We start from the raw sequence: 23,202 nt of genomic DNA on the forward strand, positions 1-23,202 counted from the left end.
AACCCCCCGCCCGGGGGAGGGGGCACGCCCCCTCCCCCGGACCCCTCCCGTGGATATTTAAGGACAGATGATGGGGCGCGATTTCGATTGCGCGTGCGGATGGCTGCGCTAGGCTTGGGGCATGTTCACCATCGAGCACGAATTTGACGCCACCGTGATCACCCTTATCGACGAGGGGGAAACCCCCTTGCATGAGGATGTGATCATCGAAAGCCACGACGCGGGCGTGTCGTTGTTGCAGGTCGATCCCGACACCGACGAGGTCAGCGCGGTACATCTGTCGATGCACCAGCTCAAGGAATTGAGCGCGGCGCTGGATCTGCCCGAGGGCGTGTACCGGCTGCGGCCGACGGGCAATCCTCAGTCCAGCTGAAACAGCTTGTCGCGGGCCGTCTGGCCGCGCAGCAGGGTGAGCCTTGTGGGCGCGACGCCCAGCGATTTCGCTAAAATTTTACGAATCGCGTCATTGGCCTTGCCGTCCTCAGGGGCGGCGGTCACCCAGATCTTGAGCACATCGCCGTCTTCAACCGCGTTGCGTCGGGCTTTGGGGGTCGCACGGACGTTGAGCCGCGCGCCGGGAAGCGCGCGGGCCGAGAGGTCCGGCAGGCTCATGTCGCCAGCGCACGGGCCATCATCGCGCGGTCGACGTTCCCGCCCGAGGCGACAGCGATCACCGGCCCGGTGCCGGGGCGGAAGAGGGCCGCTGCCAGCGCCACCGCCCCGCCCGGTTCCAGCACGATCTTGAGCCGGTCATGCGCCAGCGCCATGGCGCGGAGCGCCTCGTCCTCGCTCACCACCAGCCCCGGACCGCACAGATCGCGCAAGAGGGGCCAGGTCAGGTCGCCGGTCTCGGGCGTGATGATCGCGTCGCAGATCGAGCCCGAGAGCCGCTCGTTGCGCAGCCGCTGGCCTGCCGCCTGCGAGCGCGCCACATCGTCGAACCCCTCCGGCTCGCAGGGTCGCACCACCATGCCGCGCGCCCGCGCCGCCAGCGCCAGCGCGATGCCCGAGGTCAGCCCGCCGCCGCCGCAGGGGACCAGCACCTCGGCCACCGTCACCCCTGCCTCGGCCGCCTGTTCGGCGATCTCCAGCCCGGTGGTGCCCTGACCCGCGATGACCTCGGCCATGTCGAAGGGCTTGATCAACGTCAGCCCCCGTTCGGACGCGATCTTTGCGCCCAGCGCGTCGCGGTCGACGGTGGCGCGGTCATAGGTGATCACCTCGGCCCCCAGCGCGCGGGTATTGGCCAGCTTGATCGCGGGCGAGTCGGCGGGCATGACAATCACCGCCGGGATACCGTGCAGCTTCGCCGCCAAGGCCACGCCCTGCGCGTGGTTGCCCGACGAATAGGCCAGCACCCCCGCCGGTTTCAGCGCCGAGACCGCATTCCACGCGCCGCGAAACTTGAACGAGCCGGTGTGCTGCAGGCATTCGGCCTTCACATAGACCGGCCGCCCGGCGATCTCGTCCAGAAAGGGCGAGGTCAGCAGGGGCGTGCGTCGCGCGTGGCCAGCCAGCCGCGCGGCAGCGGCGTCGATCATCGTGATATCGCTCATATCAGCAGTCCCAGAAAACGGTGGATGGCGCGCAGTGCCTCGGGTTCGTCAAGGAAGGGGATATGCGCGCGGTCGGGCACTTCCTCGTAGATCATGGCGGGCGCGCGGTCGGCCATCTCATCCGCCGTCGCCTGCGTCAGCAGATCCGAATTCGCCCCGCGGATCAGCGCCAGCGGCTTGGCCGTGCAGGCGTCAAACAGCGGCCAGGCATCGGCGGCAGGTGCTTTCATCGCCTCAAGGAAGGCGGTGCGCAGCGCCGGGTCATAGGTCAGATCAAGGCCCTGATCGGTCAGGATATAATGCTTCTTGGCCTCTTCCATCCAGCGGCTGGGCGGCACCTCGAACCCGTCCATCATGTGCTCCAGCGCCACAGCCATCGCGGCATAGCTGCGCGCCGAGGGGGCGCGGCCGATATAGTCGCCAATCCGCGCCAGCCCCAGCGGTTCGATCACCGGGCCGACATCGTTCAGGATCAGCCCGCGCACCCGGTCGGGGGCGACGGCGCTCAGATACATGCCGATCAGCCCGCCGCGCGAGGTGCCCAGAATTGCCGCACTCTCGATCCCCAGATGGTCGAGCAGCGCCAGCGCATCGGCCCCCTCCTGCACGATGGTATAGCTCTCGGCCCCGGTCCAGTCCGACTGACCGCGCCCGCGATAATCCATGCGGATCAGGCGCAGAGGGGGAAGATGCGGGGCAAGGTAATCAAAGTCCGAGGAATTGCGCGTCAGCCCGGCAAGGCAGAGCAGCGGAATGCCGTGCCCCTCGTCGGTGAAATAGAGGCGCGCACCATCGGCGGCGGTGAAATGGGGCATGGGCCGAACTCTCGTTTTGACGCACTAGACCACGCGGTACGGGGGCGGGCAAGGTTCAGAGCAGCGCGCGGGCGATCAAGTCGGCTTCCAGCGCCTCAGGCGTGGTGAAGAGATGCGCGGCCATGCCGACGGCTTGCGCGCCGGTCACATTGGCGGGGCTGTCATCGATGAACAGGCAGTCCTGCGCCTGCACGCCGTTGCGCGCAAGCAGGCGCTCAAAGATTGCGGGTTCAGGCTTGAGCAGTTTCTCGAAACCCGACACCACGACATCCTCGAACACCCCACCCAGACGCGGATGCACCTGCAGCGCCACCGGCCATGTCTCGGCGGCGAAATTGGTGATCGCGAACAGCCGGTGCCCGCGCGCCTTGAGCCGGTCAAGCAGATCCCATGTTCCGCTGATCGGCTCGGCAATCGTCTCGCCAAACCGCGCGACATACGTGCTCAACGGCCCGCTCTGCCCGGGATGCGCCGCTTCCAGCGCCGCAATCCCCTCGGCAAAGGGCCGCCCGCCGTCCTGGGTGTAATTCCAGTCGGCAAACCCGACGGCCTCAAGATAGTCCAAAGCCTCATCCCGATCAGGATACACATGCGCCACCGCCCGCTCAGGCCGCCAGCGGATCAGCACATTGCCAACATCGAAAACCACGTTCACCGCAACCCCCTGCCCCTGTTTCTTTGCTCTGAAAATATCCCGGGGGGCGGGCCGGAACGGCCCGGTGGGGGGCAGCGCCCCCCGGCGGCGCGAGGGGGCTCGATGCCCCCGAGCGCCGCCCCCCTTTACATCGTGGTGTTCACCGCCCCACCGTCCAGCAGCAGGTTCTGCCCGACGATGAACCCGGCATGCTGGCTGCACAAGAAAGCGCAGGCAGCGCCGAACTCGGCTGCGGTGCCATAGCGCCCGGCGGGGATCGTAGCCTCGCGCGCGCTGCGCGCCTGCGCCATCGTCGAGCCTTGCGCCTTGGCAGCCCCCGTATCCAGCGACACTGCGCGGTCGGTATCATGGATACCGGGCAGCAGGTTGTTGATCGTCACCCCTGACCCCGCCACCTGCCGCGACGTGCCCGCCACAAACCCGGTCAACCCGGTGCGCGCGGTGTTGGACAGGCCCAGCACGCCCAGCGGTGCCTTCACAGCCTGACTGGTGATGTTGACCACCCGTCCCCAGCCGCGCTCCATCATCCCGGGCAGGCTGGCCTGCATCAGCGCGATCGGGGTCAGCATGTTGCCATCCAGCGCCTTGATGAAATCGTCGCGGGTCCAGTCGTTCCACATCCCCGGCGGGGGCCGCCCGCGTTGGTGACCAGAATGTCGATCTGCCCGGCGGCGTCGAGCACCGTGCGGCGTCCCTCGTCGCTGGTGATATCCGCTGCAACCGCGATCACCTCGACGCCGTACTTCGCGCGGATCTCGGCGGCTGCCGCCTCCAGGGCCTCGACCCCGCGGGCGTTCATCACGACTGTGCAGCCCGCCTCGGCCAGCGCCTCGGCGCAGCCGCGGCCCAAGCCCTTGGACGAGGCGCACACCAGCGCGCGTTTTCCCTTGATCCCCAGATCCATACCCATGTCTCCTGCTGTTTCCCCAAGACCTAGCACCCGTCCCCCTCGGCGGCAACGCGCAGGCGTGCGCAACCGCCCGCAACCGCCGATTGACGTTCAACACCCCCTACCCGTAGTATCGCGGCTTGTTCACCCGCAGCCGGAAATCACCCATGTCCGCCCAGCCCCTGACCGCGCGCTCTTCGGCCCCGGCTGCGCATGCGGTCACGGTCTACGCCGCCGACGGTTTGCGCGTGCTCTCTGGCGCGAATGCAGGCGACCCGTTGCCTGCGCCGGTGGACAGCATCCATGGCGATTATTACCGGCTGGCCGAGGACGCCGCACCGATCACCCTGATGCTGGACCTCGAGGCCGGGCGACTGGCCGACGGCAGCGCCTTTGGCCGGGCTGGGGACGCTGTGCAGCTGCAGGGCCGGCTGTCCCTGATGGCCCCCGATGGCGATCTGGTCGAAGTCCTTGTGCTGGCTATCGGCGGTGCGCGGGTTGCGCTGCCGCTGTCCCCGCTGCGCACCAAGCTGACCTATACGCTGATTGCCACCGATGACGCACCCGGCCCGATCCGGCTGGCCGATGTCGTTGCCGGGGCCTTCGCGCGCGGCACCCGCATCGCGCTGGCCGACGGGCGGCAACTGCCGGTCGAGGATCTGCAACCGGGCGACGTGGTGATCACCCGCGACCATGCCGCGCAACCCCTGCGCTGGAAAGGCGCTGTAACGCTGCGGGCGGAAGGGGCTTTGCCCCGGTCGTCGTGTTGCCCGGCGTGATGGGCAATCCCGGCCCGCTGTCGGTCAGCCCCTATCACCGCCTTTTCCTCTATCGCCGCGACGCCCGCGCGCTGGCGGGCGCGGCCGAGCTGCTGGTGCAGGCCCGCCATCTGGTCGATGACGCAACGATCCTGCGCCGTGAGGGCGGGTTTGTTGAGTACTTCTCGCTGGTCTTCGACGCCCACGAAGTCATCTACGCCGAGGGTGTTCCCTGTGAGAGTCTGATGGTCTGCCCCTCGGTCCTGACCCGCCTGCCCGAAGATCTGGCCGCGCCGCTGCGCGATGCCTTCCCCGGTCTCAGCCAACGCCTGCACACCGGCGCCGATCTGCGCCCCGAGCTGGTCTCGCGCCTGCGCGACCGTCCCAGCGCCCTCCGCGCCTGAAAGTCCGCCATGCCCTTTGCCTCTGTCATCGCCGCCACTGACCTTACCGACCGCTCGGCGCAGGTGCCGGGCCGCGCCCGTCTTCTGGCCCGGCAGCCCGGCGCGCGGGTCTTGCTGGTGCATGTGCTGCCCGATGAGGGCAAGAAGCGCCGCAACCGCGATGAGATCGAGGCCGCGCTGACCCGCGTTGCCAGCGACGCAGGGTCGAACGGCATCCGTGTGCTGAGCGGCGAATCCGGCGCGGCGCTGGCCGAGCTGGCAACAACCGAACAGGCCGGACTGATCGTGCTGGGTCTGCACCGCGAGCGGCGGGTGCTGGACCTGTTGCGCCTGACCACGATGGAACGCATCGTGCTGGCCGCCCCCTGCCCCGTGCTGATCGCGCAGCTACCGCCCGAGCGGCCCTATCGTCAGGTGCTGCTGGCCACCGATTTCTCGCCCGGTTCGGCGGCGGCGCTGATCGCTGCCGCGCGGCTGGCGCCTGAGGCCGAATTCCACGCCATTCACGCGCTCGAACCCGGCTCGGCGTTCAGCCGGGGCAGCCGCGACAGCGAGGCCGCGCTGGAAAAGGCCGAAGCCGCGCGCGATGCCTTCCTGCGGACCCCCGGCCTGCCCACGCTTGCCGAACCGCCCGAGATCGTCCCCGGCGGGGTTCATCAGGTGCTGGCTTTCCGGCGCGAGGAACTGGGCGCCGACCTGATCTGTCTGGGTGCGCAGTCGGGCAAAGACCCTCAGACCCTGGGCAATTACGCCCGCGACCTGATGCGCGCGCCACCCACCGATGTGCTGGTGGCCAAGGCCCCCTGACGTCAGGCCGACGCCTCGTCTTCCCAGCGTTTCTGCATTTGCGCGGGCGTGACCGATTCGACGGTTTGCGACAGGATCCAGCGGTGGCCGAACGGGTCCATCACCGTCGCCGTGCGCTCGCCAAACGACTGATCTGCCGGGGCGCGCAGCACAATGGCCCCGGCGTCAGCGGCGCGAGCGACGTCAGCATCGACGGCTTCGGTCGCCAGATGCAGCGTCACCGCTGTGCCGCCCAACGTATCAGGGCTGACCGCGCCGAAATCGGGATACTCATCGCTCAGCATGATCCGTGAGGTGCCGATGGTCAGTTCGGCATGGCCGATGCGCCCGTCACCGGGGTCGATCATGCGGAATTCTTCAACCGCGCCGAAGGCTTGAACATAGAATGCGAGGGCCTTTTCAGCCCCCTTCGCGACCAGATAGGGCGTGACAGACAGCGGCATTGTTTGATCCTTGGCTTGCTTCATATTTATATTTACGTTACGATCCGTAATATAATGAGTCAAGACATCCCCAAACCCCGTGGCCGTCCGCCCAGTCAGGCCGCAAAGCGCAAGGCCTTGGCCGCTGCCTTCGAGATCCTCATGCAGGATGGTTTTGGCCGCCTGACCATCGAAGGCGTCGCGGCGCGGTCGGGCGTTGGCAAGCCGACGCTTTACCGCCACTGGGCGAATGCCAGCGAACTGGCGATGGCCGCCTTGATGGAGGGGCACCCCGCCGCCGCCGCACATCCGACGGGTAGCCTGCACGACAGGCTCGAACAGCAGATTCTGGGTATTGTGACCGCCTTTGCCACCACGCGGGGGCGGCAGATCGGGCTGGCACTGGCGGCAGCGGATCGCGACAGCGAGATGACGCGCGCGTTCCGCAACCGCGTCATCCTGTCCGGGCGCGAGGCTGGGCGGGCGCTGATCGCCGAGGCTGTGGCATCGGGTGAAATCACCGCGCCCCGCGACGGGGACGTATGCCTCGACATGATCTACGCACCGATCTTTTACCGGCTGCTGGTCGGGCATCTGCCGCTGGACAGGGCCTTTGCGTTGGGGCTGGTCGCGCAGGCGATGGCACTGCTGAAGGCCGCGTGACCGCCAAGCCATCTATCGCGGTTCGGCGCTCACCCGACGCGCCGACCGCCGGGTCTGGCAGGTGCTACAGCGCGCCGCGGCCGAGGGCGGCGGCGAGGGCAGCAGGCTCGGGCAGCTCAAACAGGATATCGGCGGTCAGGGTCTGCCCGGTGGCGGCTTCAAGATCGAGGATCATCTCGGTGATCATCAGCGAATCCAGCCCCTGATCGGCCCAGGCGAGCATCGGGTCGACCGCGTCCACGTCTTGCTGCGTGGCAACCGCGATCCAGTCGGCGAAAAAGCCAAGATAGGCGGCATAGGGGTCGCCCGTCCCGGCCAATGCCTGTTTCAGCCGGCCTATCGCCGCGGCGCGCGACTGCGCCGTCTCAGACGCAGCACGTGGGGACCAGTCCAGCAAAACCCGCTCCGGTGTCTCGGCAAGCGCCGCGTCGCTGTCGGCGCGGCGCAGTTTGCCGCTGGTTGTCCACAACAGACTGCCCGTGCGCAACAACAAGACATGCGCCGCCTCAACCCCCGACTGGTCCAGCAACTGCCGCCAGATCTGCGTGGCCAGCGCCTCGCCTTCTGCCAGCCGCCCGGGCGTGATCTCGCACAGCACCGCCACCGCGCCGTCCGGGCGCTGATGCACCGCAACCCGCCCCCGGCGCAGACCGGGGTCGACGCCCTCAAGGCTGGTCTCCAGATCCGACGCATGCAAGGTGCGCCCGTGCCACAGCACGACGTCCTTGATCCGGCCGGTCACGAACAGCTCACCCTGCCACAGAAACCCCAGATCACCGCTGCGCAGATAGGGGCCGGACCCATCGTCCAGCCGGGCACCGAAGGTTGCCTCGCTGGCGTCAGGGCGGTTGTGATAGGCCGAGCCGAGGCTGTCGCCAGCGATCCAGATCTCGCCGATCCTGTCCGGCGGACAGGCGCTGTGCGCGTCGGGATCGACGATGCGCATGGGGTGTGAGGTGCGCACCGGGCCCGACGACACCAGCCGCCGCCCCTGCCCCTTTGCCACCTCGGTCACCTGCCGCTGGTCCAGTGCCGTTGGGTCAAACCATGCGGAAAACGCGCCGTTGCCGCGTGTCGCTCCGGCGACCAGCAGCGTTGCCTCGGCCAGACCGTAGCAGGGCATGACGGCACCGGGCGACAGGCCTGCATCCGCGAAAGTCTCGACAAAGGCGTCGATCGTCTCGGGGCGCACCGGTTCCGAGCCGTTGAGCAGCACGCGGCACGACGACAGGTCCAGTTCGGCCCGACGGGCGGGCGATATGGTGCGCACACAAAGCTCGAAGGCGAAGTTGGGCGCGACGGTGATCGTGCCGCGATACCGGCTGATCGTGTCCAGCCACAGCACCGGACGGCGCACGAAGCTTTGCGGGGACAGGATATAGACCGACCCGCCAAGCCAGCAGGTGAACAAGACACCGCCGACAAGCCCCATGTCATGCTCGGGCGGCAGCCATGTGACGCAGCGTTCGTCCTCACCACTTTGCACCGCGCGCTGGATGGCGTGCATCTGACCCAGCAAGGCCCCGTGCGTCACCACAACGCCCTTGGGCGCGCCGGTCGAGCCCGAGGTATACTGAAGAAAGGCGATATCGTCCGGGCTGGTTTGCGGCGCGATCACCGGCGAGTCGACCGCCGTGTCGACCCGCAGACACCGCGCGCGCACGATTTCGGCGGGCCAGCTGTCGGGCACACCGGCAAGGGTTTGCGTGTCGGTCAGCACCGCCGCGCAGCCGCTCTCGCGCAGGATGGCATCGGCGCGCCCGCGCGCCTTGGCGCTGGACGGAACCGCGACCGGCACTGCCGCGCAACCGGCAAGGAACGCGCCCAGCAGGGCGACGGCAAAGTTCAGACCGGGCTCGAAAATCAGCGCGACCCGCGCGCCCTTGCCACAGTACGCCGCGCGCAGCATCCCGGCGACACCCGAGGCACGCGCGAGCAACGCCGTATAGCTCAGCTCTTCCGGCTCGGACGCAGGCCCGACAAAGGCATACGCCAGTGCTTCGGGCCGCCGCGCGGCGTTCCGGGCGATCTGCTGCGGCAGCAGAAGGGCTTGCAAACTCACGCGCAGTTCACCGGTGCAAGAGCCAGGTCTGGCGGCTGCTCTCGATCTCGAACCCGTGCTCATGGGCAAAGGCCTTGATGTGATCCTGCATGACAAATTTGCCGGTCTCATCCGGCCAGAGCCAGTCGTCGCCGCTCAGGATCGCATGGGGATAATAGGCATAGGCCGCATCCAGATCGTCGCGGTGCTTGAACGCGTCGATATAGATCATCTCCAGCGGGATCTGACGTTCAGAGAGATAGAACAGCGCCTCGGGCGAGAAGCGGCGCACGGGGATGAAGCGCTCTTTGTAGAGCCGCAGGTTGTTCAGCGCGACGCCGTAGTTGCCATACTGGCGCAGCATCTGGACGATGCGCGCGACCTCGGCGTCGTCCATGTGCCAGACGTGACGCGCCATCTGCGGATGGTTCACCATCCTCTCGACATAGGCCGCCCAATTGCCATCCCAGGGGTCCACGCCGATCACGGTCAGGTCGGGCTTTGCCTCCAGCCAATGCCGAACGGACCCGCCCAGAAAACAGCCGACCTCGGCCATCAGGGTGACGTTCTTGTCGACGATCTCACGCGTGATGATCTCGCGCCCGCCCCGTCCGTTGGCGTCGAGGGCCAGCATGAACGGCGCGTGCTCGCCCCAGGGAAATTCCGGCCACGGATTGTCCCGGCGCAGAAACTTGAGCCCGAAGGTGATTTTCGAGCCGGGGAAGACGTCTTCTTTCGGAAAGGACGGCGGCGCTTTGGGGGCCGGTGCAGGCGCAGGCGCGGCAGCAACGGGAACCGACGTGGCGTCAGCGGGGGAGTGCCCGCCCTTGCGATAGAAGAAAATGCTGTGGCCAGACACGCCCTTCCACGCCTCAGCCGGGATAGCGGCGCGGCGCAGGGTGTCCGGTTCAAACAGCGCCAAGGGGTCGATCAGATGCGTCCCGGGGCCCCAGACCTGCGCCAGCAGCGCTTGCATATCCTTGCCGCCAAACACCCGCACATGGTCTTCCTGGCCGAAGCGTTCCTTGCGCGCGGCCTCGGTCAGGGTGGGCGACAGATCCTCGATCGTCGTGTCACCGCGGATCGGCACACAGAGGAAATGCAGGCCGCCCGGCGCAAGAATGCGATCAAGCTGCTGCAACACGCCCGTCACATCGCAGGGCACATGCTCGAGCACATGGCTGTGCACGATGAGATCGTAGCTGTCATCGGCGATCCCGGCGAGATCGCTGCACATGTCCATTTTGCCGACCGTGAACACCTTGCTTTTATAGCGTTCAGGATCGAGATCGACGGCATGATATTTCTCGCCCGACAGCGCCAGAAACCGCCGCCCCAGCCCCAGTTCGGGGGCAAAATGCAGCACGCGCTTGCCCGCTTCAAAGCCGCCCAAGCGTTCAAGCGCCATGTACATCAACCGCGTCCGCTCGACGCCCAGACAGGTTGAACAGCGCGCGTCGCGGCGCCCGCCAAAGTCCTGAAACGTGGTTCCGTCGCAGATCGGGCATTGCTTGGTGGCGGTCATCGGGCTGTGATCCTTCGTCGTCAGGGTCGGTGATGCGGGCGCAGCGGCCCCTGTGCGGGATGTCTGCCGGGTTGCAGTTACAGGGCCCAGTTTACGCATAACGAAGGTCGCGTTGGTGTTACATGTCTCGAGCACGCCACTGCGCCGCACAACAGACAGATGCCCGCCCAGCGAGCGGATCAGATCCGTCAGATCCGCGCCATAGTCAGTGTACACCAGACACGTCGAGCCATCACCCGAGTTATGATACACCGGCGGCTTGAGGTTGATCTCTTGCCCGTCGCGGATTTCGACCCGCGGGCTGGTCGTCTCGGGAAAGGGAAAGTCATTCGGGATCGAGCAGACGTGACACCCACCGGGTCGCAGCACGCGCAGGATCTCGGAAAATGCGGCCTCGATATCGGGCAGATGTTCCATCACGTCGCTGGTGATCACCAGATCAAAACTGTCATCGGCAAAGGTAAGCTGCGTCAGATCCTCGTTGCGCACGCCGTCATCGCGGGTGCTGCCCAAGGGCAGTTCGGGGGTGAAATAGGACTGCACATAGCCGGGCAGACCACGAAAGCGGCGAACGAACGGCCCCCGCAGCGCGGGCTCGAAAATATCGACCGCGTCAAGCAGTCCCTGCGCGATCAGCGCATCCAGCGAAACCGCCTGCCCGCGCGCGAACTCGTCCAGAATGACACCGGCCTGATCGCGCCACCGAAGGGTGAACCGGCACTTCGGACAGGGGTAGGATTCGCGCACAGACCGGTGGTCGCCGCGCACAAACGTACCCGCTGCACCGCAAATCGAGCAAAGCCCGTCGACATCACGTCCCGTCAAAGCCACGCCTTTCCCTTGTCCTTGCCGCGCCACGCGCGGGTCAGTCGTCGTCACCCGGCAAACGCGTCGCGCACCAGATCCCGCAACAGCCCGCTGGCCATCGCAGGCATGCCGACGTGATGGGTGGTCGCCCCCGGAACGGCGATGACCGTCGCGTTGGCGATCCCCTTCACCGCGTCACTGCGCGCGACATCCGGCGCATAGCTTTCGCCGATAACCAGCATCAGATGCGTCTGCGGCTGGCCCGCCAGTACCGGCCTCAGGTCCACCGGCTCGTTGGCCTCGCGAAACAGCTCGGCGTCGCCTTGCCTGAGATGCGTTGCATCGGCGTCGTGGTCGCGCGGGGGCGCAACCAGCCCGGCCAGCGATATCACCGCGTTTGCCTTGATCGCCAGACCAGCGCGCAAGGCGGCGTAGCCCGCCGCCGAACTGCCCATCGTGACGATCTTTGCGCCGCCCAGCTCAGCCGCCAGCCGCTGCAGCCTGTCGTGCAAGTCTTGTTCCCCGGCACCAATCCCGGGCAGGCCGTTCAGAAAGGCCCGCCCAGAGGGATCGCGCAAATAGACGACATTCACCGCAAGATCGGCAAACAGCGCATCCAGATTGCGATTGGGCACATAGTTTACGCCGCCCAGAAAACTGCCGAACACAAACAGCGTCCCTTGAGGATTCTCGGCCCTGACCACGCACAGATCCGCATCCTGCAGCACCCCTGCCCGTGGCGGCGCGTCGCCCAGCGCCTCAAGCGCCGCCAGCACGGAAAGCGCCGTCTCACCGATGCGCGGATCCTGCGTGAGCTGCCGCAGAACCCGCTGCGCCATATCCGCCTGCCCCGCGCGCAGGGCAAACAGGGCGAATTGCAGCTGCCAGTTCTGATCAACCTCGCCACGCTCTGCCTGCGTCGCCAGACGCGCGTACACGGCGGTATCCTGCGCGGCAGGTAGGAAGACCCGGTTGAGCCGGTAGAGCACTCGCCAGTCTGCCGGAAACAGATCGAGCGCGCGCATCAGAGCACGCTGCGCCTGCTCGAAATTGCCCGCCGCTGCCGCAAAGCGGCACAGGCGGCACAGCGCTTCCGAGGTCTCATGGCCCTGACTGATGTCCTGCGCGACGCGCTCGGCCGAGTCGGCCATGCTGGCCGTCATCGGATACAGACGGCTCTGGATGCTTTTGGCATAGGCGGGCAGCGGCCCTGTTTCTTCGGCCTTTTGCAGCAGTTGCAGGGCAAGATCGAAGTCGCCGACCTGCATCGCACGGCTGGCAAGACGCAGCTGCACGGTGCGGCTGTCGGGCTGCCGGGCAAGCGCGTCTTTCAGAAAAGCGACCTGCGCAGACCAGCTGCCCAGCGCGGGCAACAGCCCGTTCACCGCCGCCGCGAGCGCGTTATCATCGGGCGAGAGACGCGCCTGACCATCGCCGAACAATGCAACGGCACCCTCGATGTCACGGTCCTGCGTCAGGGCCTGAATGCCCAGCGCCCAGACCCAAAGATTGTCGGGTGCATCGGCCAGAAGCTGCGTTGCCAGGGCGCGCGCCTCGGCCAACTCACCCGTCGCCAGAAGCAACCGCACCCGCGCGATCCGGGGCGCGACCGACGTGGGTTGCTGGTCCAGAAACGCGGCGATCTGCGATGCGGCGTTAGCGTAGTCTTTCTGTTCGATCAGCCGATTGACCCGTGCATGATCCCAGGTTTCGCTCTTGGCCTGATCCATTATGCCCCTCATTCGCTCTGACGCCCAAAACAAGCGGACACACAACCGAAACGTGTTAGCCGTATCACTACGATACCCGAAGCACCTTTTCCAGCGCGGCGTCGGGATCAGGATCGTCGAACACCGCCGCACGCCTCTGGCGCGGCTGCTCGGCCGTCGCCAGATCGCGCACGGCCTGCCAATGCGCGTGCAGGCGTGTTCCTATCGCGGGATCGAGAGACCGGCGTGGCGCGGTCACAAGCGCAGGCAGGTCGGCCAACGCGGCGGGCCAGTCTGGTGCCAGCTCGTCCTGACGGGACGTTTGCTCGGCCTGCCCCATGAACTTGTGCAGCGCCGGCACCGCCACCAGCCGCGCGGGCGTTCCATAGGCGACCGCGGTGATATGGCCGTGCAGCGAGGCTCCGATATGCACCTGCGCGCCTGCAATCACCGCCGCCACGTCGCGCAGCGCCTCGGCCTCGTCGAAGGGTGCCGTGCGGTCGGGGATCAGGCCGTGCAGCTCTTGCACCAGCGTGTGATCGCCATGGCATCGCCCCAGCGCCAGCAAGATCCCCACCGCGCCAGCCTGCCCCAGTGCCGCATCCAGCGCCGCCGCAAAGCGCGCGACATCCAGCGCGCCAAGGCTGCGGCGCTTGACATGCACGGCGACAACCGGCGTTTGCGCCGTCACGCCGAGGCTGTCCTTGACGGTGCCGAACCGCGCCGCCAGCGATGCAGGAGACCACAGGCGCGGCAGGTCCAGTGCCGTGTCAGGCAGAACCTCTGGCCTGCGCCCCGACCACTGCGCCAGCGCGCGGGCGCTGGCCTCATCGCGCACCATGAAATGGTCGGCCGCCTCGACAACCCGCCGCAACCACGCTGGCGGCGCGCCCGGATCACGCGGTGCCAGCACCCCGGGCGCGTTCCATAGCACCGCTTTGCCGTGCAGCACCGCATGCGCCGTGGCACCGACCCAAAGCGACGGGTAGGCGCTGGCGGCATAGGTCGGCAAACCGAAATCGTGCAGGTGGATGATATTGCCGCCACCAATCAAGACAGCATCGAAACTGTCGATTGTATCGGTCAATTCCTTGAAAGATATGGGCCGGATCGCATCGCGATAGCGGGTCAGTTCCGAGGTCGGCGAAACGGCAACAATCTCGATGCCGATCTCTGCCAGACACGCCTGCGCAATCAGCGGGAACAACAAATCGCCGTAATTCTCGACGTCAAATGTGCCCAGGATGGCGACGCGACGGGTCTGGCGTGCTGCTGCCATCTTCAAGAGCCGCTTGTTTTCGACATGACACCCGTTACCCCTGCATCGGACCATGGAACGCTCGCCGTCGATCCCCTGCCTTCTACCGTTCTGAATTGATTTGCCTATTGCATTAGTAAATCATCCCGGCAACACCCTCAGCAACCGCATTCGTGCGTTTTGACCAAAAGAACCGGACCCTGCGACAGCGCCATGAAAACTCTGGACGGCAAGACCGCGCCGCATCTGACGAACGGCCCCGAGCAAACCGCGCAAGCGCGTTCTTCAGACACGGACAGCGCCTCTTATACTGCGCTGTTAAAACAGGGCGAAGCCCAGTTCAACGCGGGTCAGTTTCACCAGGCCGAGCACCTTTATTCGCAAGCGCTGGACAGGGCCGGACCGACGGCGGTGGTCTTGATCCGTCTGGCCGATATTTGCATTAAAACCGGGGCGCTGGCGGCCGCAGAAACGCATCTTGCGACCTTGCGCAACATCGCGCCGGCATTCCCCTGGACACCGCTGATAGAAGCCGACCTGGCGTTGTGCCACGCTGACAGTGATCGCGCGCTGGTTCATCTGCGGGACGCGCATGCGCGCATGCCGGACAACGCGAAGATCAAGACCCGGCTCGATAAGCTGGCCGAAGAGGTCGAGAAACGGCGCAGCCGGACCGCGCCCGCGCCGCTGCGGATCTGGCCCGCGAAAGGGCTGGCAGATTTCCTGACCGCGACCCCGCAAGAGCGGGTGCTGGTTGTGTCCTGGGACATAGGCCACAACGTGGTGGGTCGGGGGATCACCATGGCGGAAACGATCAGCGATGCCGTGCCCACTGCCGTCGCCGGACCGATGTTCCCGATGTATGGCACCGAGCTGTGGCCGCCGCTGGCCGACGCCGACCGCGCGGTGCCGATCATAGGCTGGAACGCCCCGCATTTTCGTCACCTCGTTGAAGGCTGCTTGCGGCTGGTACAGGAATGGCCGGCAAAGACGGTGTGGATCTCGAAGCCGCGCTTCCCGTCGATGCTGATCGGTCTGCTTTACAAACACGTGCACGGCGCAACCGTGCTGTGCGACCTCGATGACGATGAGCTGGCCTTTGTGAACGGCGAAGCGCCGCGCGATTTTCAAAGCTTTGTCGAGCGCATGGAGCCGCAGGACTGGCAACGCCCGCAAGGCAAGATCTGGACTGAGCTGGGGATGGGCATGGTGCCGATGGTCGATGGCCTGACCGCCTGCAACCCGGTTCTGAGCGCGCGCCACGGTGCGGCTCTGGTCCGGCACGGTCGCCGGGGTTCGGACGCCGAACGCGCGATTGCTGCGCGCGCGCAAACTCGCCTGACGCACGGGTTTGCGCCGCGTGACCGGGTGGTTCTGTTTCTGGGCACCCCGCGTCGGCACAAGGGCCTGTTGGAACTGGCGCAGGCGGTCGTGGCTCAGAATGATCCCGATCTTGTGCTGTGCATTGCCGGATCCGCGGTCGATATCGACATGGAAAACGCGCTCAAGGCCCTGCCCGGCCTGCGCCTGAAACGGCTGTACGAGCAGCCGTTCTCTAGGGTGCTGGACCTGAATGCGATGGCGGATCTTGTGGTGCTGCTGCAAGATCGCGAAAGCCCGATCTCGCACAGCCAGACCCCGGCGAAACTGACCGACGCCGTGGCCGTCGGCTCGCCTGTGCTGATCACCGATGTCCCGCCCGTTGCCGATGTCATCAAGGCCGGGGCCGCCATGGCGATTGCCAAAGGCGAGGTTCTGAGCGAGCGCCTGCGCGCGGTTCTCGCCCAGCCGCGCCCGCAAGGCGTGCATCCGTTCTTTGCGCAAGAGATGGCGTACGGCCCCAACCAGCGTCGCGCGCTGGACGCGATCACGACCGCCCGTCAGTCCACCAAGCGCCTGACCGCCGATGGAGTACGCCTGCTGCAGTTTATCGACACCGAGATGCCGGGCGTCTTGCCCACGGATCTGTCGGCCCTTGCGGCACCGCATTTGCGCAGCGCCCCGCCGCTGTCCCGCACGATCGACCCCGACAAGCCGATCAACGTGGCCTTCTTCTGGAAACAGAACGATTCCGGGCTGTATGGCCGCCGTCAGGACATGCTGGTGCGCGAATTGGCGCGCCGCCCCGAGATCGGGCGCGTCCTGCATATCGACGCGCCGATTGCGGCCAAGCAATTGCAATTCAACGCCAACCCGATGCGCGCCCCGGTTGATAGCGAGCGGCACATGACATCAGCCAACGCGTTGTTGCGGTTGGCGGGACTGGCGGACGAGGGCAATCTGTTTCGCCGCAGCTTTGTGACGGGAACCGCGGGTGACACCGTGCTGGGCACGCGCCTGCTGTCGCCTGACAGCTTCCCCAATGTGGTCGAGTCCTGGCTGCGCGGGCTGGATATGGTCGACAACTGCATCGCTTGGGTCTGCCCGGTGGTCGACGGGTTTTCCGATGTGCAAGCACGGCTCAACTTTCCCTTTATCGTGTCAGATTACATTGACGACCAACGGTTCTGGACGAACTCGGCGCTCAAGGATCAGATGATCCGCGAGAACTATCGTTTCATGGCGCAGCATACCGATTTGGCGCTGGCCAATTGCGCGCCGGTTGCCGACGCTCTGGCTGGCGAAGGGTTGCAGGCGCTGATGGTCCCCAATGGCGTCGACACACCGGCGGCACCCCCGCGCCCGGCGGATGAGATCACGCGGCTGGGGGGGCCGGTGGTCGGTTATTGCGGCAATATGAACGACCGCTTCGATTTCGATCTGGTCGAGTCGCTGTCGCGCGCACGGCCCGATGTGCAGATCGTGTTGATCGGCAAGCTGTCCCTCAAGGCCGAACGGGCGCGGATGCTTGCCTTGCCGAATGTGCATGTTCTGGGGGTCCGGCGTCAGGACGCGGCGCAGGCCTGTATCGCGGGCTTTGATGTCGCCATCGTTCCGCATATCCGCAACGAGATGTCCGACCGGATGAACCCGCTGAAAGTGTACGTCTATCGCTCGCTGGGGGTGCCCGTGGTCACCTCCGGCGTCGCCAATCTGGACGACATGCAGGGCGAGATCCGCGCAGCGACCGACACCGACGGCTTTATCCGCGCCGTAAATGACGCGCTGATCGAAGCGAGCACTCAGCCACGCAAGCAGATGCCCGATGCGCTGAAGAAAGCGCTATCGTGGGAAAGCAAGATGGACACCATCTGGGCGCATGTCAGCGAAGGGTTGCGCGCGCGGTTCGTATAGTGCTCAGATCGCGTCAACGATCAGCGGGCACCGCTCGTAGCCCGAAATGACCGACCAGGTTGCAGGCACGCGCTGCGCTTCCGGCGTCGGTTCGGGCAGGCTCAGCCGCCAGCTGTCCAGCAGCGCATCCAGAAAACGCGCCAGAAACAGACGGCTTGCCAGGGCGCCGGTACAGCCCAAAGGCCCAAAGGCGAAACTTGCGGTCACAGCGCGCGGGCGATCCAGACGCAGCGCATCGGGCGCGTCCCAGATCGCCGGATCGCGATTGGCCGAGACCAGATCGACCAGCACCACACTGCGGGGCGGCAGTGTGACATCGCCCAGATCAAGTGGCTGTAGCCCGGTCTGACGCCACACGTAGCGCAGGCTTCCCAAAAGGCGTTCGACCTCCAGCAGATAGGGGGTGCGCAACGCGGGCTGGGCGCGCAGGCGCTCTTGCAAGGCAGGCGTTTCGGCAAGATTGCACATCATGTTGACGATCAGATGCGTCTGGCCAATCAGCGCCAGAAAGGCCGCAACGACCCAATGCAGGGCGGGTACGTCGGCGCAGGTCGAATTCTCCACGCCCAGCTGTTCAAGCAAGGCGACCGCCGCGGCCGCGCTCGGTTGCACACGCGACATCTCGGAAAAACCCAGCGCTTCGACGTCGTAGATCGTCTGGGCAAGACGGGCATCGGTTGCATTTGCCAGCGCCTCGTCCAGCCCGAACGCCGTCGCCCGCCACCGACCGATCAGCGGTTGCACAAGCCCGGCAGTCACCTCGACGGGTTCCGGCCCGCCGAGACGGTCGCGCAGAAAACCCGCAACATCGAGATGCGGCACCTGCTCGGCCAGACGCTTGGTCAGGGTCATGACCGAGCGCCGCTCGGCATCATTGGGCAGGCGATGGCTGCGACCGGCGCCCCTGAGGATCATGACCAACGCAGGGTCGATCTCTTTCTGGCGTTCGATCTCGCGCTCCAGCGATCTGGACATCACATGATCGACCGTCGCCGCGGGATGGGACAGCACGCTGCGGACATCCGCCATCCGCGACACGCGCCACTTGCCGAACCCGATCCGATGCGGCGCAGCGCTGATGATAGGATCGCGACAGGCATCCGTAAGCGTCGCCCGCCGCCGTGCCTGATTGTCCGCATGGGGCATTGTTGCAAAGGCCTGACGTGACTATGGTCCGGTCAACCTAGGCCTTTCACATCATTGAGGAAAGCGAAATTGGCCGACTCTCCTGAAATCTCGGTTGTCGTGGTTTGCTGGAACATGGCGCGCGAGTTGCCGCGCACGCTTTGGTCATTGTCGCGCGCTTTTCAACAAGGCATCAATGATCTGCGCTACGAGATCATTGTCGTGGACAATGGCTCGGACACCTTGCCCGTTGCCCCCGAGATGGAGCCCGCGCCGCAGATCCGCCGCGTCTCGCGGCCCAGCGCCTCGCCGGTCGGCGCGATGAACGAGGCGCTGGCGCTGGCAAAGGCCCCGCTGATCGGCGCGTGGATCGACGGGGCGCGGTTGGCCTCGGCCAATCTGCTGGCTTGTGTCCGGGCGGCGGCGGCCCATCACCCTGCCCCCGTCATCGCCACGATGAACCGCCAGTTCGGCCCCGCCCACCAGTCGGTCAGCGCGCGCGACGGGTACAACCAGACCGTCGAGGATGCGTTGCTGGAGACGGCGGGCTGGCCAAACCCCGAGGCGGATCTCGTCGCGGTGTCCTGTCCCGAAATGTCCGGCACCTCGGCGGCAATACTGGAAACCAACGCGCTGTTCATGGCGCGGCACACCTGGGACGCTTTGGGGGGCTACGATCCGGCCTTTACCGACGCTGGCGGCGGGATGTGCAACCCGGACATGCTGACGCGCGCCGTGGCCCATCCGGGTACACAGTTGATATACATGAAAGGCGTCTCGACCTTTCACCAGATCCACGGCGGCACATCGACCAGCGATGCGGACAAGACGGTCGCAATGGTCAAGCAAGCCTCGCGGGCCTACAACGCGCTGCGCGGGCATCCGCCGCGCATGGTTCGCAAGAAAGGCTGGGTCTTTGACGCGGCCACCGGCACGCTGGCCAAAGGCTAAGCGCCGTCGAGCTGCGCCGCCTCGGCCGCGACAATATCACGGGATCGTTGCAGGATCGCCTTGTGGCGGCGCAGCGCCTCCGGCGACAGGGCCTTGTCGGGGCGTTGCTCGAGATCGTAGGTGCCGTGATCGCGACCCCGCACCAGCGTCGCAAACCCCCGGCTGCCCTGCCGTTGCGCCACATCGCCGGCGATATAGCGGATTGCAAAGCCGATGCGCCGACCGCTGGGTGCTCGGTTCGGGTGCGACCCATGGACCAGCATGACATGGTGCATCGACATTTCGCCCGGACGCAGCGGGCAATCGACGATCTGGTCCTCATCCACCTCCAGCGCGACCTCTTCGCCCAGCGGCAACATGCTGGACGGCGCGTTGCGGATGGCGTGGCGAACCGGGGTCTTGTGGCTGCCGGGGAGCACGCGCAGGCAGCCCATCTCGGGCGTGCTGGGGGTCAGCGCCAGCCAGACGGTCAGCGCCTTGGGCTGATCCAGCCCCCAACAGGTGCCGTCCTGATGCCACGGCACGGTGTCATCGGACCCGGCGTCCTTGGAGAAAAAGCTCGACCCCCAGCACAGCAGGTCCGGCCCAAGGATCTGCGCCACGGCGTCCAGGATGCGGGGATCGTGAACGACGCCCCACAGGAAGGGAAACAGCAGATGCGCCTTGGCGTTGATCGCCATCGGGAACTGCCCGCCGAACCGCGCTTCTGCGGCCAGCAGCTGGGACAGGATCGCCTCGACCTCGGCCGTTTCTAGCACGGGGATCGGCGCGGCATAGCCGCTCTGGGCAAAGCGCGTGGACAGGGTGTCGGTCATGGCTGGTCCACCGGTTTTGCCGACGAAGCCGCCAGATGCGCCAGCTTGCCGTTTTTGATCACCCGCCCGGCACGGCGGACGATGTCGCTGTGGCGGGCCAGCGCGTCGGGATGCATCTCGCCTTCGGGCGCGCGTTCAAGCGCCATCCCTGACAGGTTGCGGCCCCGCACCAGCGTTGCGGTCGCGCCCTCTTGCCGGACACTGGCCGCGACGTAGCGGATCACAAAGCCCAACCGGCGCTGCGCCGTCGTGTTCCGACCCGAGCCATGCAGCACCAGCGGATGATGCAGCGACATCTGGCCGGGGTTCAGGATCAGCGGGCGCGCCTGTGCCGGATCGACCGTGACCGCCACTTCTTCGCGCGCACCAAGCATGTTTTGCGGATCTTGTGTGTCGAAGTGGCTTAGCTGCCGGGTGTGGGTGCCGGGGACGACCGCCATGCAGCCGGACGCAGGAGTCGACGGGGTCAGCGCCAGCCACGCCGTCGCGCCATCGGTGGCGCTGAGCCCCCAGAAGGTCGCATCCTGATGCCAGGCGACATACCCGTCGGATGCGGCCGGTTTGTCGATCGAACTGCACCCGATGCACAAGATATCAGGCCCCAGAACGCTGGCCACCGCGTCGACGATGCGCGGGTCGTGGACCACGTCCCACAGGAACGGTAGCAACAAATGCGGCTTGATCCGCACCAGCCCGGACAAGCGCCCGTGGCGAGTCTCCTCGATCCGCTCGAAATCGGCCAGCAACTGGCGGGCGTCCGCTGGCGGCAGGGCGTTGATCGGCGCAACCACCCCGTCGCGCGCGAACTGCGCGACGGCTTCGGCGGAAAGCGCATGGGGCATGGGGTGGGCGTCGGTCATCTGTCAGAACGGCTCCTTGTGCGCGACGTCGCCGCCAGACAGGGCCGCTGCCCTGTCGCGGGCGGTGGTGTAGGGAAGCATGGCCCAGAGTGCGTTCTGCTGGCGCATCCCTTCCCCCATCGACAGCGCCGCAAACCGCAGGCGGGCAGCACGGCGTGGCGTGGCCCCGCCGTTGATCGCAGCCGCGATCTGGTTCCAATGCTGCGTCAGCGCACGCTGGACGCCGGACGACAGCGTGGTGTGCGGCTGGCCGACGGCATCAGACAACCGGCCCAGCGCCTGCGCCCAGTCGTTCACCTTGTCCGCGTCCCGGTCCAGATGCTGCACCAGACCGTCGAACTTGCGGTACGCCGGACGCGCGACCAACAGCCCCGGCGTGCCATAGGCAGCCGCGGCAATATAGCCGTGCAGCGACGATCCCGCATAGGCCGAGGCATACGCGATCAGCGCCGCAATATCGCGCAACTGTTCGGGCTGATCGAGCGCCGCGTTCTGGCAGCCCATCGCGGTCAACGCCGCCGACACCTCGCGTGCGATCCGGTCGTCGCTATGCGCACTGCCCAGACCGATCATCACCGGCGTCAGGTTCAGAGCCTTGCACCGCGCGCCCAAGTCTTGCGCAAATACGGCGACGGGCACATCGCCCAGCGAGCGGCGGCGCACGCTGACGGCCAAAATCCCGTCGCGCGTGGTCAACCCGAGGCGCTGCGCCAGCCGGTCGAAATCGCCGCGCAAGCTGGCTTTGGGCCACATCCGCGCAAGGCCGAGCACCGGGTCAGGAACCACCTGCGCTGGGCCACCGGCAGCCAAACCAGCCATGCGGACCGAACCCGGGTCGCGCAGCGACAGGTAATCCGCCGCGTCAAAGGCGGCAGCCGCGAGGCGTTGAAAACCGGGCCGCAGCGGGTGCGGAACCCCGGCGCGTTCCACGCCAGCGGCACATCGCGCAGCGCCGCCGCCAGCGTCGCGCCCAGCCACATCGACGACGCGGCACAGGCCCCGACACCAAGACCGCGGTATTCGTGCAGCATGTCCATGCGGTGCGTGTGGACCAGATACCCGCCGCCGATCACCACGGCGGCGCAGGGCAGATCCGGGTCGAACAACTGCGCAATCGACTGCGACGGCATCGCATCGCTCAACCCGGTTGCCGCACCGGTCGGCGACACGGCCTGCACGCTGTATCCGTGCAGACCCAGCTCATGCTCGGCAATCAGCGGGAACAACAGATCGCCAAAATTGCGCATGTCGAACATGCCGCAAATCATGACGTCGCGGACGTCCCCCCGCTGATCTGCCGCCGTTGTCACGCCGCCGCAGACCTGTCCTTGAGCCGCCTTGCGATATGCTGGGACAGCTCGGCGACGCTGGGATGATCAAAGACTTCAGTGGGGCCCACCTCGATCTCATAGGTCTCTTCCATCATGCCGCACATGATCGTAATCTCAATGGAATCAAGACCATAGTTGTCAAATCGTTCGGCAACCGGGAAAGGGTCCGCAGGAACATCGATGACCGAGGTGATATAGGTCACCATCCAGTTCTGGATAGCCTCGGCATCGGCAGGGTGTGACAGGTGCGCGTCGGAGGTCATGAAGCGCCTTTCATAACAAGAGGGAGGCTGCGAAGTGCGCTTTGAGTATCCCTTACCTTCGTGCGCTGCGCAACCAGACCGCGAATCGAATGAAGGTTGGTTATTGCCGCCTTTATTTGTCGGTTAATTTGATCGCTTTCTACCTGCACTTCTACCGCACGATATGGAGGGTGTGGGCGGGAAAAACGAAATGGATGTCGAGCGGCCGGGCACGCTCGATGATATCGCGGATCGCCCGATGCTGCGCCGCGACAGGCACAGGGCAGGCGCGCAGACCGAGCACCCGCAGCGCAAGACGGACAACAGCGGGCAAA

At 66.2% G+C, this 23,202-nt stretch carries 20 protein-coding genes and 2 pseudogenes; 6 read left to right on the forward strand and 16 right to left on the reverse strand.

What is annotated here, in order from left to right; genetic code table 11:
* The first annotated feature begins 121 nt into the window (after nt 1-121).
* On the forward strand, nt 122-373 hold the full coding sequence (locus OKW52_RS20090; RefSeq protein WP_127105445.1) for a hypothetical protein: 252 nt from the start codon (nt 122-124) through the stop codon (nt 371-373).
* Here OKW52_RS20090 and OKW52_RS20095 read toward each other — a convergent pair.
* From OKW52_RS20095 to OKW52_RS20115, 5 genes and pseudogenes are all read right to left on the reverse strand, one after another.
* A complete protein-coding gene (locus OKW52_RS20095) occupies nt 361-612 on the reverse strand; it encodes a DUF167 domain-containing protein (protein ID WP_264507278.1) in 252 nt (83 codons plus the stop codon). The genes OKW52_RS20090 and OKW52_RS20095 overlap by 13 nt on opposite strands.
* Nucleotides 609-1,556 carry a threonine ammonia-lyase gene (locus OKW52_RS20100; RefSeq protein WP_264507279.1) on the reverse strand — a complete coding sequence of 316 codons (948 nt, stop codon included), beginning with the start codon at nt 1,554-1,556 and terminating at the stop codon, nt 609-611. The genes OKW52_RS20095 and OKW52_RS20100 overlap by 4 nt, the downstream gene beginning before the upstream one ends.
* Nucleotides 1,553-2,371 (reverse strand): alpha/beta fold hydrolase, encoded by an 819-nt coding sequence (locus OKW52_RS20105; RefSeq protein ID WP_264507280.1) that lies wholly within the window; start codon nt 2,369-2,371, stop codon nt 1,553-1,555. The genes OKW52_RS20100 and OKW52_RS20105 overlap by 4 nt, the downstream gene beginning before the upstream one ends.
* Before the next feature lie 55 nt (nt 2,372-2,426).
* Entirely contained in the window at nt 2,427-3,026 is a 600-nt protein-coding gene (locus tag OKW52_RS20110) for an HAD family hydrolase (RefSeq protein WP_264507281.1), read from the reverse strand.
* Nucleotides 3,027-3,151: 125 nt separating this feature from the next.
* Nucleotides 3,152-3,936 (reverse strand): annotated as a pseudogene (locus OKW52_RS20115) (SDR family oxidoreductase).
* A 419-nt stretch (nt 3,937-4,355) separates the two neighbouring features.
* Between OKW52_RS20115 and OKW52_RS20120 the strand changes: the two are divergent.
* Both OKW52_RS20120 and OKW52_RS20125 read left to right on the forward strand, forming a co-directional pair.
* Nucleotides 4,356-5,077: pseudogene (locus OKW52_RS20120) on the forward strand (Hint domain-containing protein).
* A 9-nt stretch (nt 5,078-5,086) separates the two neighbouring features.
* Nucleotides 5,087-5,884 carry a universal stress protein gene (locus OKW52_RS20125; protein ID WP_264507282.1) on the forward strand — a complete coding sequence of 266 codons (798 nt, stop codon included), beginning with the start codon at nt 5,087-5,089 and terminating at the stop codon, nt 5,882-5,884.
* A 2-nt stretch (nt 5,885-5,886) separates the two neighbouring features.
* On the opposite strand, the gene OKW52_RS20130 is transcribed toward OKW52_RS20125, so the two are convergent.
* On the reverse strand, nt 5,887-6,327 hold the full coding sequence (locus OKW52_RS20130; RefSeq protein WP_264507283.1) for a VOC family protein: 441 nt from the start codon (nt 6,325-6,327) through the stop codon (nt 5,887-5,889).
* A 54-nt stretch (nt 6,328-6,381) separates the two neighbouring features.
* On the opposite strand from OKW52_RS20130, the gene OKW52_RS20135 reads away from it, so the two are divergent.
* On the forward strand, nt 6,382-6,969 hold the full coding sequence (locus OKW52_RS20135) for a TetR/AcrR family transcriptional regulator (RefSeq protein WP_264507284.1): 588 nt from the start codon (nt 6,382-6,384) through the stop codon (nt 6,967-6,969).
* 64 nt (nt 6,970-7,033) lie between these two features.
* Here the strand turns inward: OKW52_RS20135 and OKW52_RS20140 are convergent, their stop codons facing one another.
* The 4 genes from OKW52_RS20140 to OKW52_RS20155 all read right to left on the reverse strand — a co-directional run bounded on the left by OKW52_RS20140 (nt 7,034) and on the right by OKW52_RS20155 (nt 14,330).
* The gene (locus OKW52_RS20140) at nt 7,034-9,031 is read right to left on the reverse strand and encodes an AMP-binding protein (RefSeq protein WP_264507285.1); all 1,998 of its coding nucleotides are present in this window, start codon (nt 9,029-9,031) and stop codon (nt 7,034-7,036) included.
* 7 nt (nt 9,032-9,038) lie between these two features.
* A complete protein-coding gene (locus OKW52_RS20145) occupies nt 9,039-11,366 on the reverse strand; it encodes a class I SAM-dependent methyltransferase (protein ID WP_264507286.1) in 2,328 nt (775 codons plus the stop codon).
* A 44-nt stretch (nt 11,367-11,410) separates the two neighbouring features.
* Nucleotides 11,411-13,072, reverse strand: coding sequence for a tetratricopeptide repeat protein (locus OKW52_RS20150; RefSeq protein WP_264507287.1), 1,662 nt, complete (start codon nt 13,070-13,072; stop codon nt 11,411-11,413).
* Nucleotides 13,073-13,139: 67 nt separating this feature from the next.
* Nucleotides 13,140-14,330 carry a polysaccharide pyruvyl transferase family protein gene (locus tag OKW52_RS20155; RefSeq protein WP_264507288.1) on the reverse strand — a complete coding sequence of 397 codons (1,191 nt, stop codon included), beginning with the start codon at nt 14,328-14,330 and terminating at the stop codon, nt 13,140-13,142.
* Between the two features lie 192 nt (nt 14,331-14,522).
* Between OKW52_RS20155 and OKW52_RS20160 the strand changes: the two genes are divergently transcribed.
* Complete coding sequence (locus OKW52_RS20160; RefSeq protein WP_264507289.1) at nt 14,523-17,543, forward strand: glycosyltransferase; 3,021 nt, start codon at nt 14,523-14,525, stop codon at nt 17,541-17,543.
* Nucleotides 17,544-17,546: 3 nt separating this feature from the next.
* Here the strand turns inward: OKW52_RS20160 and OKW52_RS20165 are convergent, their stop codons facing one another.
* On the reverse strand, nt 17,547-18,554 hold the full coding sequence (locus tag OKW52_RS20165; protein WP_264507290.1) for a cytochrome P450: 1,008 nt from the start codon (nt 18,552-18,554) through the stop codon (nt 17,547-17,549).
* Between the two features lie 204 nt (nt 18,555-18,758).
* Here OKW52_RS20165 and OKW52_RS20170 point away from each other — a divergent pair, with 204 nt between their 5' ends.
* Nucleotides 18,759-19,619 carry a glycosyltransferase family 2 protein gene (locus tag OKW52_RS20170; protein ID WP_264507291.1) on the forward strand — a complete coding sequence of 287 codons (861 nt, stop codon included), beginning with the start codon at nt 18,759-18,761 and terminating at the stop codon, nt 19,617-19,619.
* Here OKW52_RS20170 and OKW52_RS20175 read toward each other — a convergent pair.
* From OKW52_RS20175 to OKW52_RS20195, 5 genes are all read right to left on the reverse strand, one after another.
* Complete coding sequence (locus tag OKW52_RS20175; RefSeq protein WP_264507292.1) at nt 19,616-20,434, reverse strand: phytanoyl-CoA dioxygenase family protein; 819 nt, start codon at nt 20,432-20,434, stop codon at nt 19,616-19,618. The genes OKW52_RS20170 and OKW52_RS20175 overlap by 4 nt on opposite strands.
* The gene (locus tag OKW52_RS20180) at nt 20,431-21,294 is read right to left on the reverse strand and encodes a phytanoyl-CoA dioxygenase family protein (RefSeq protein ID WP_264507293.1); all 864 of its coding nucleotides are present in this window, start codon (nt 21,292-21,294) and stop codon (nt 20,431-20,433) included. Before OKW52_RS20180 ends, OKW52_RS20175 begins: the two co-directional genes overlap by 4 nt.
* A gap of 3 nt (nt 21,295-21,297) precedes the next feature.
* Entirely contained in the window at nt 21,298-22,272 is a 975-nt protein-coding gene (locus OKW52_RS20185) for a polysaccharide pyruvyl transferase family protein (protein WP_319800488.1), read from the reverse strand.
* A gap of 328 nt (nt 22,273-22,600) precedes the next feature.
* Nucleotides 22,601-22,888 (reverse strand): acyl carrier protein, encoded by a 288-nt coding sequence (locus OKW52_RS20190; RefSeq protein WP_264507295.1) that lies wholly within the window; start codon nt 22,886-22,888, stop codon nt 22,601-22,603.
* A gap of 151 nt (nt 22,889-23,039) precedes the next feature.
* Nucleotides 23,040-23,201 carry a hypothetical protein gene (locus OKW52_RS20195; RefSeq protein ID WP_264507296.1) on the reverse strand — a complete coding sequence of 54 codons (162 nt, stop codon included), beginning with the start codon at nt 23,199-23,201 and terminating at the stop codon, nt 23,040-23,042.
* Nucleotide 23,202: the final 1 nt, after the last annotated feature.

This window comes from Pararhodobacter zhoushanensis (genome assembly GCF_025949695.1).
Taxonomy (GTDB): Bacteria; Pseudomonadota; Alphaproteobacteria; order Rhodobacterales; family Rhodobacteraceae; genus Pararhodobacter; species Pararhodobacter zhoushanensis_A.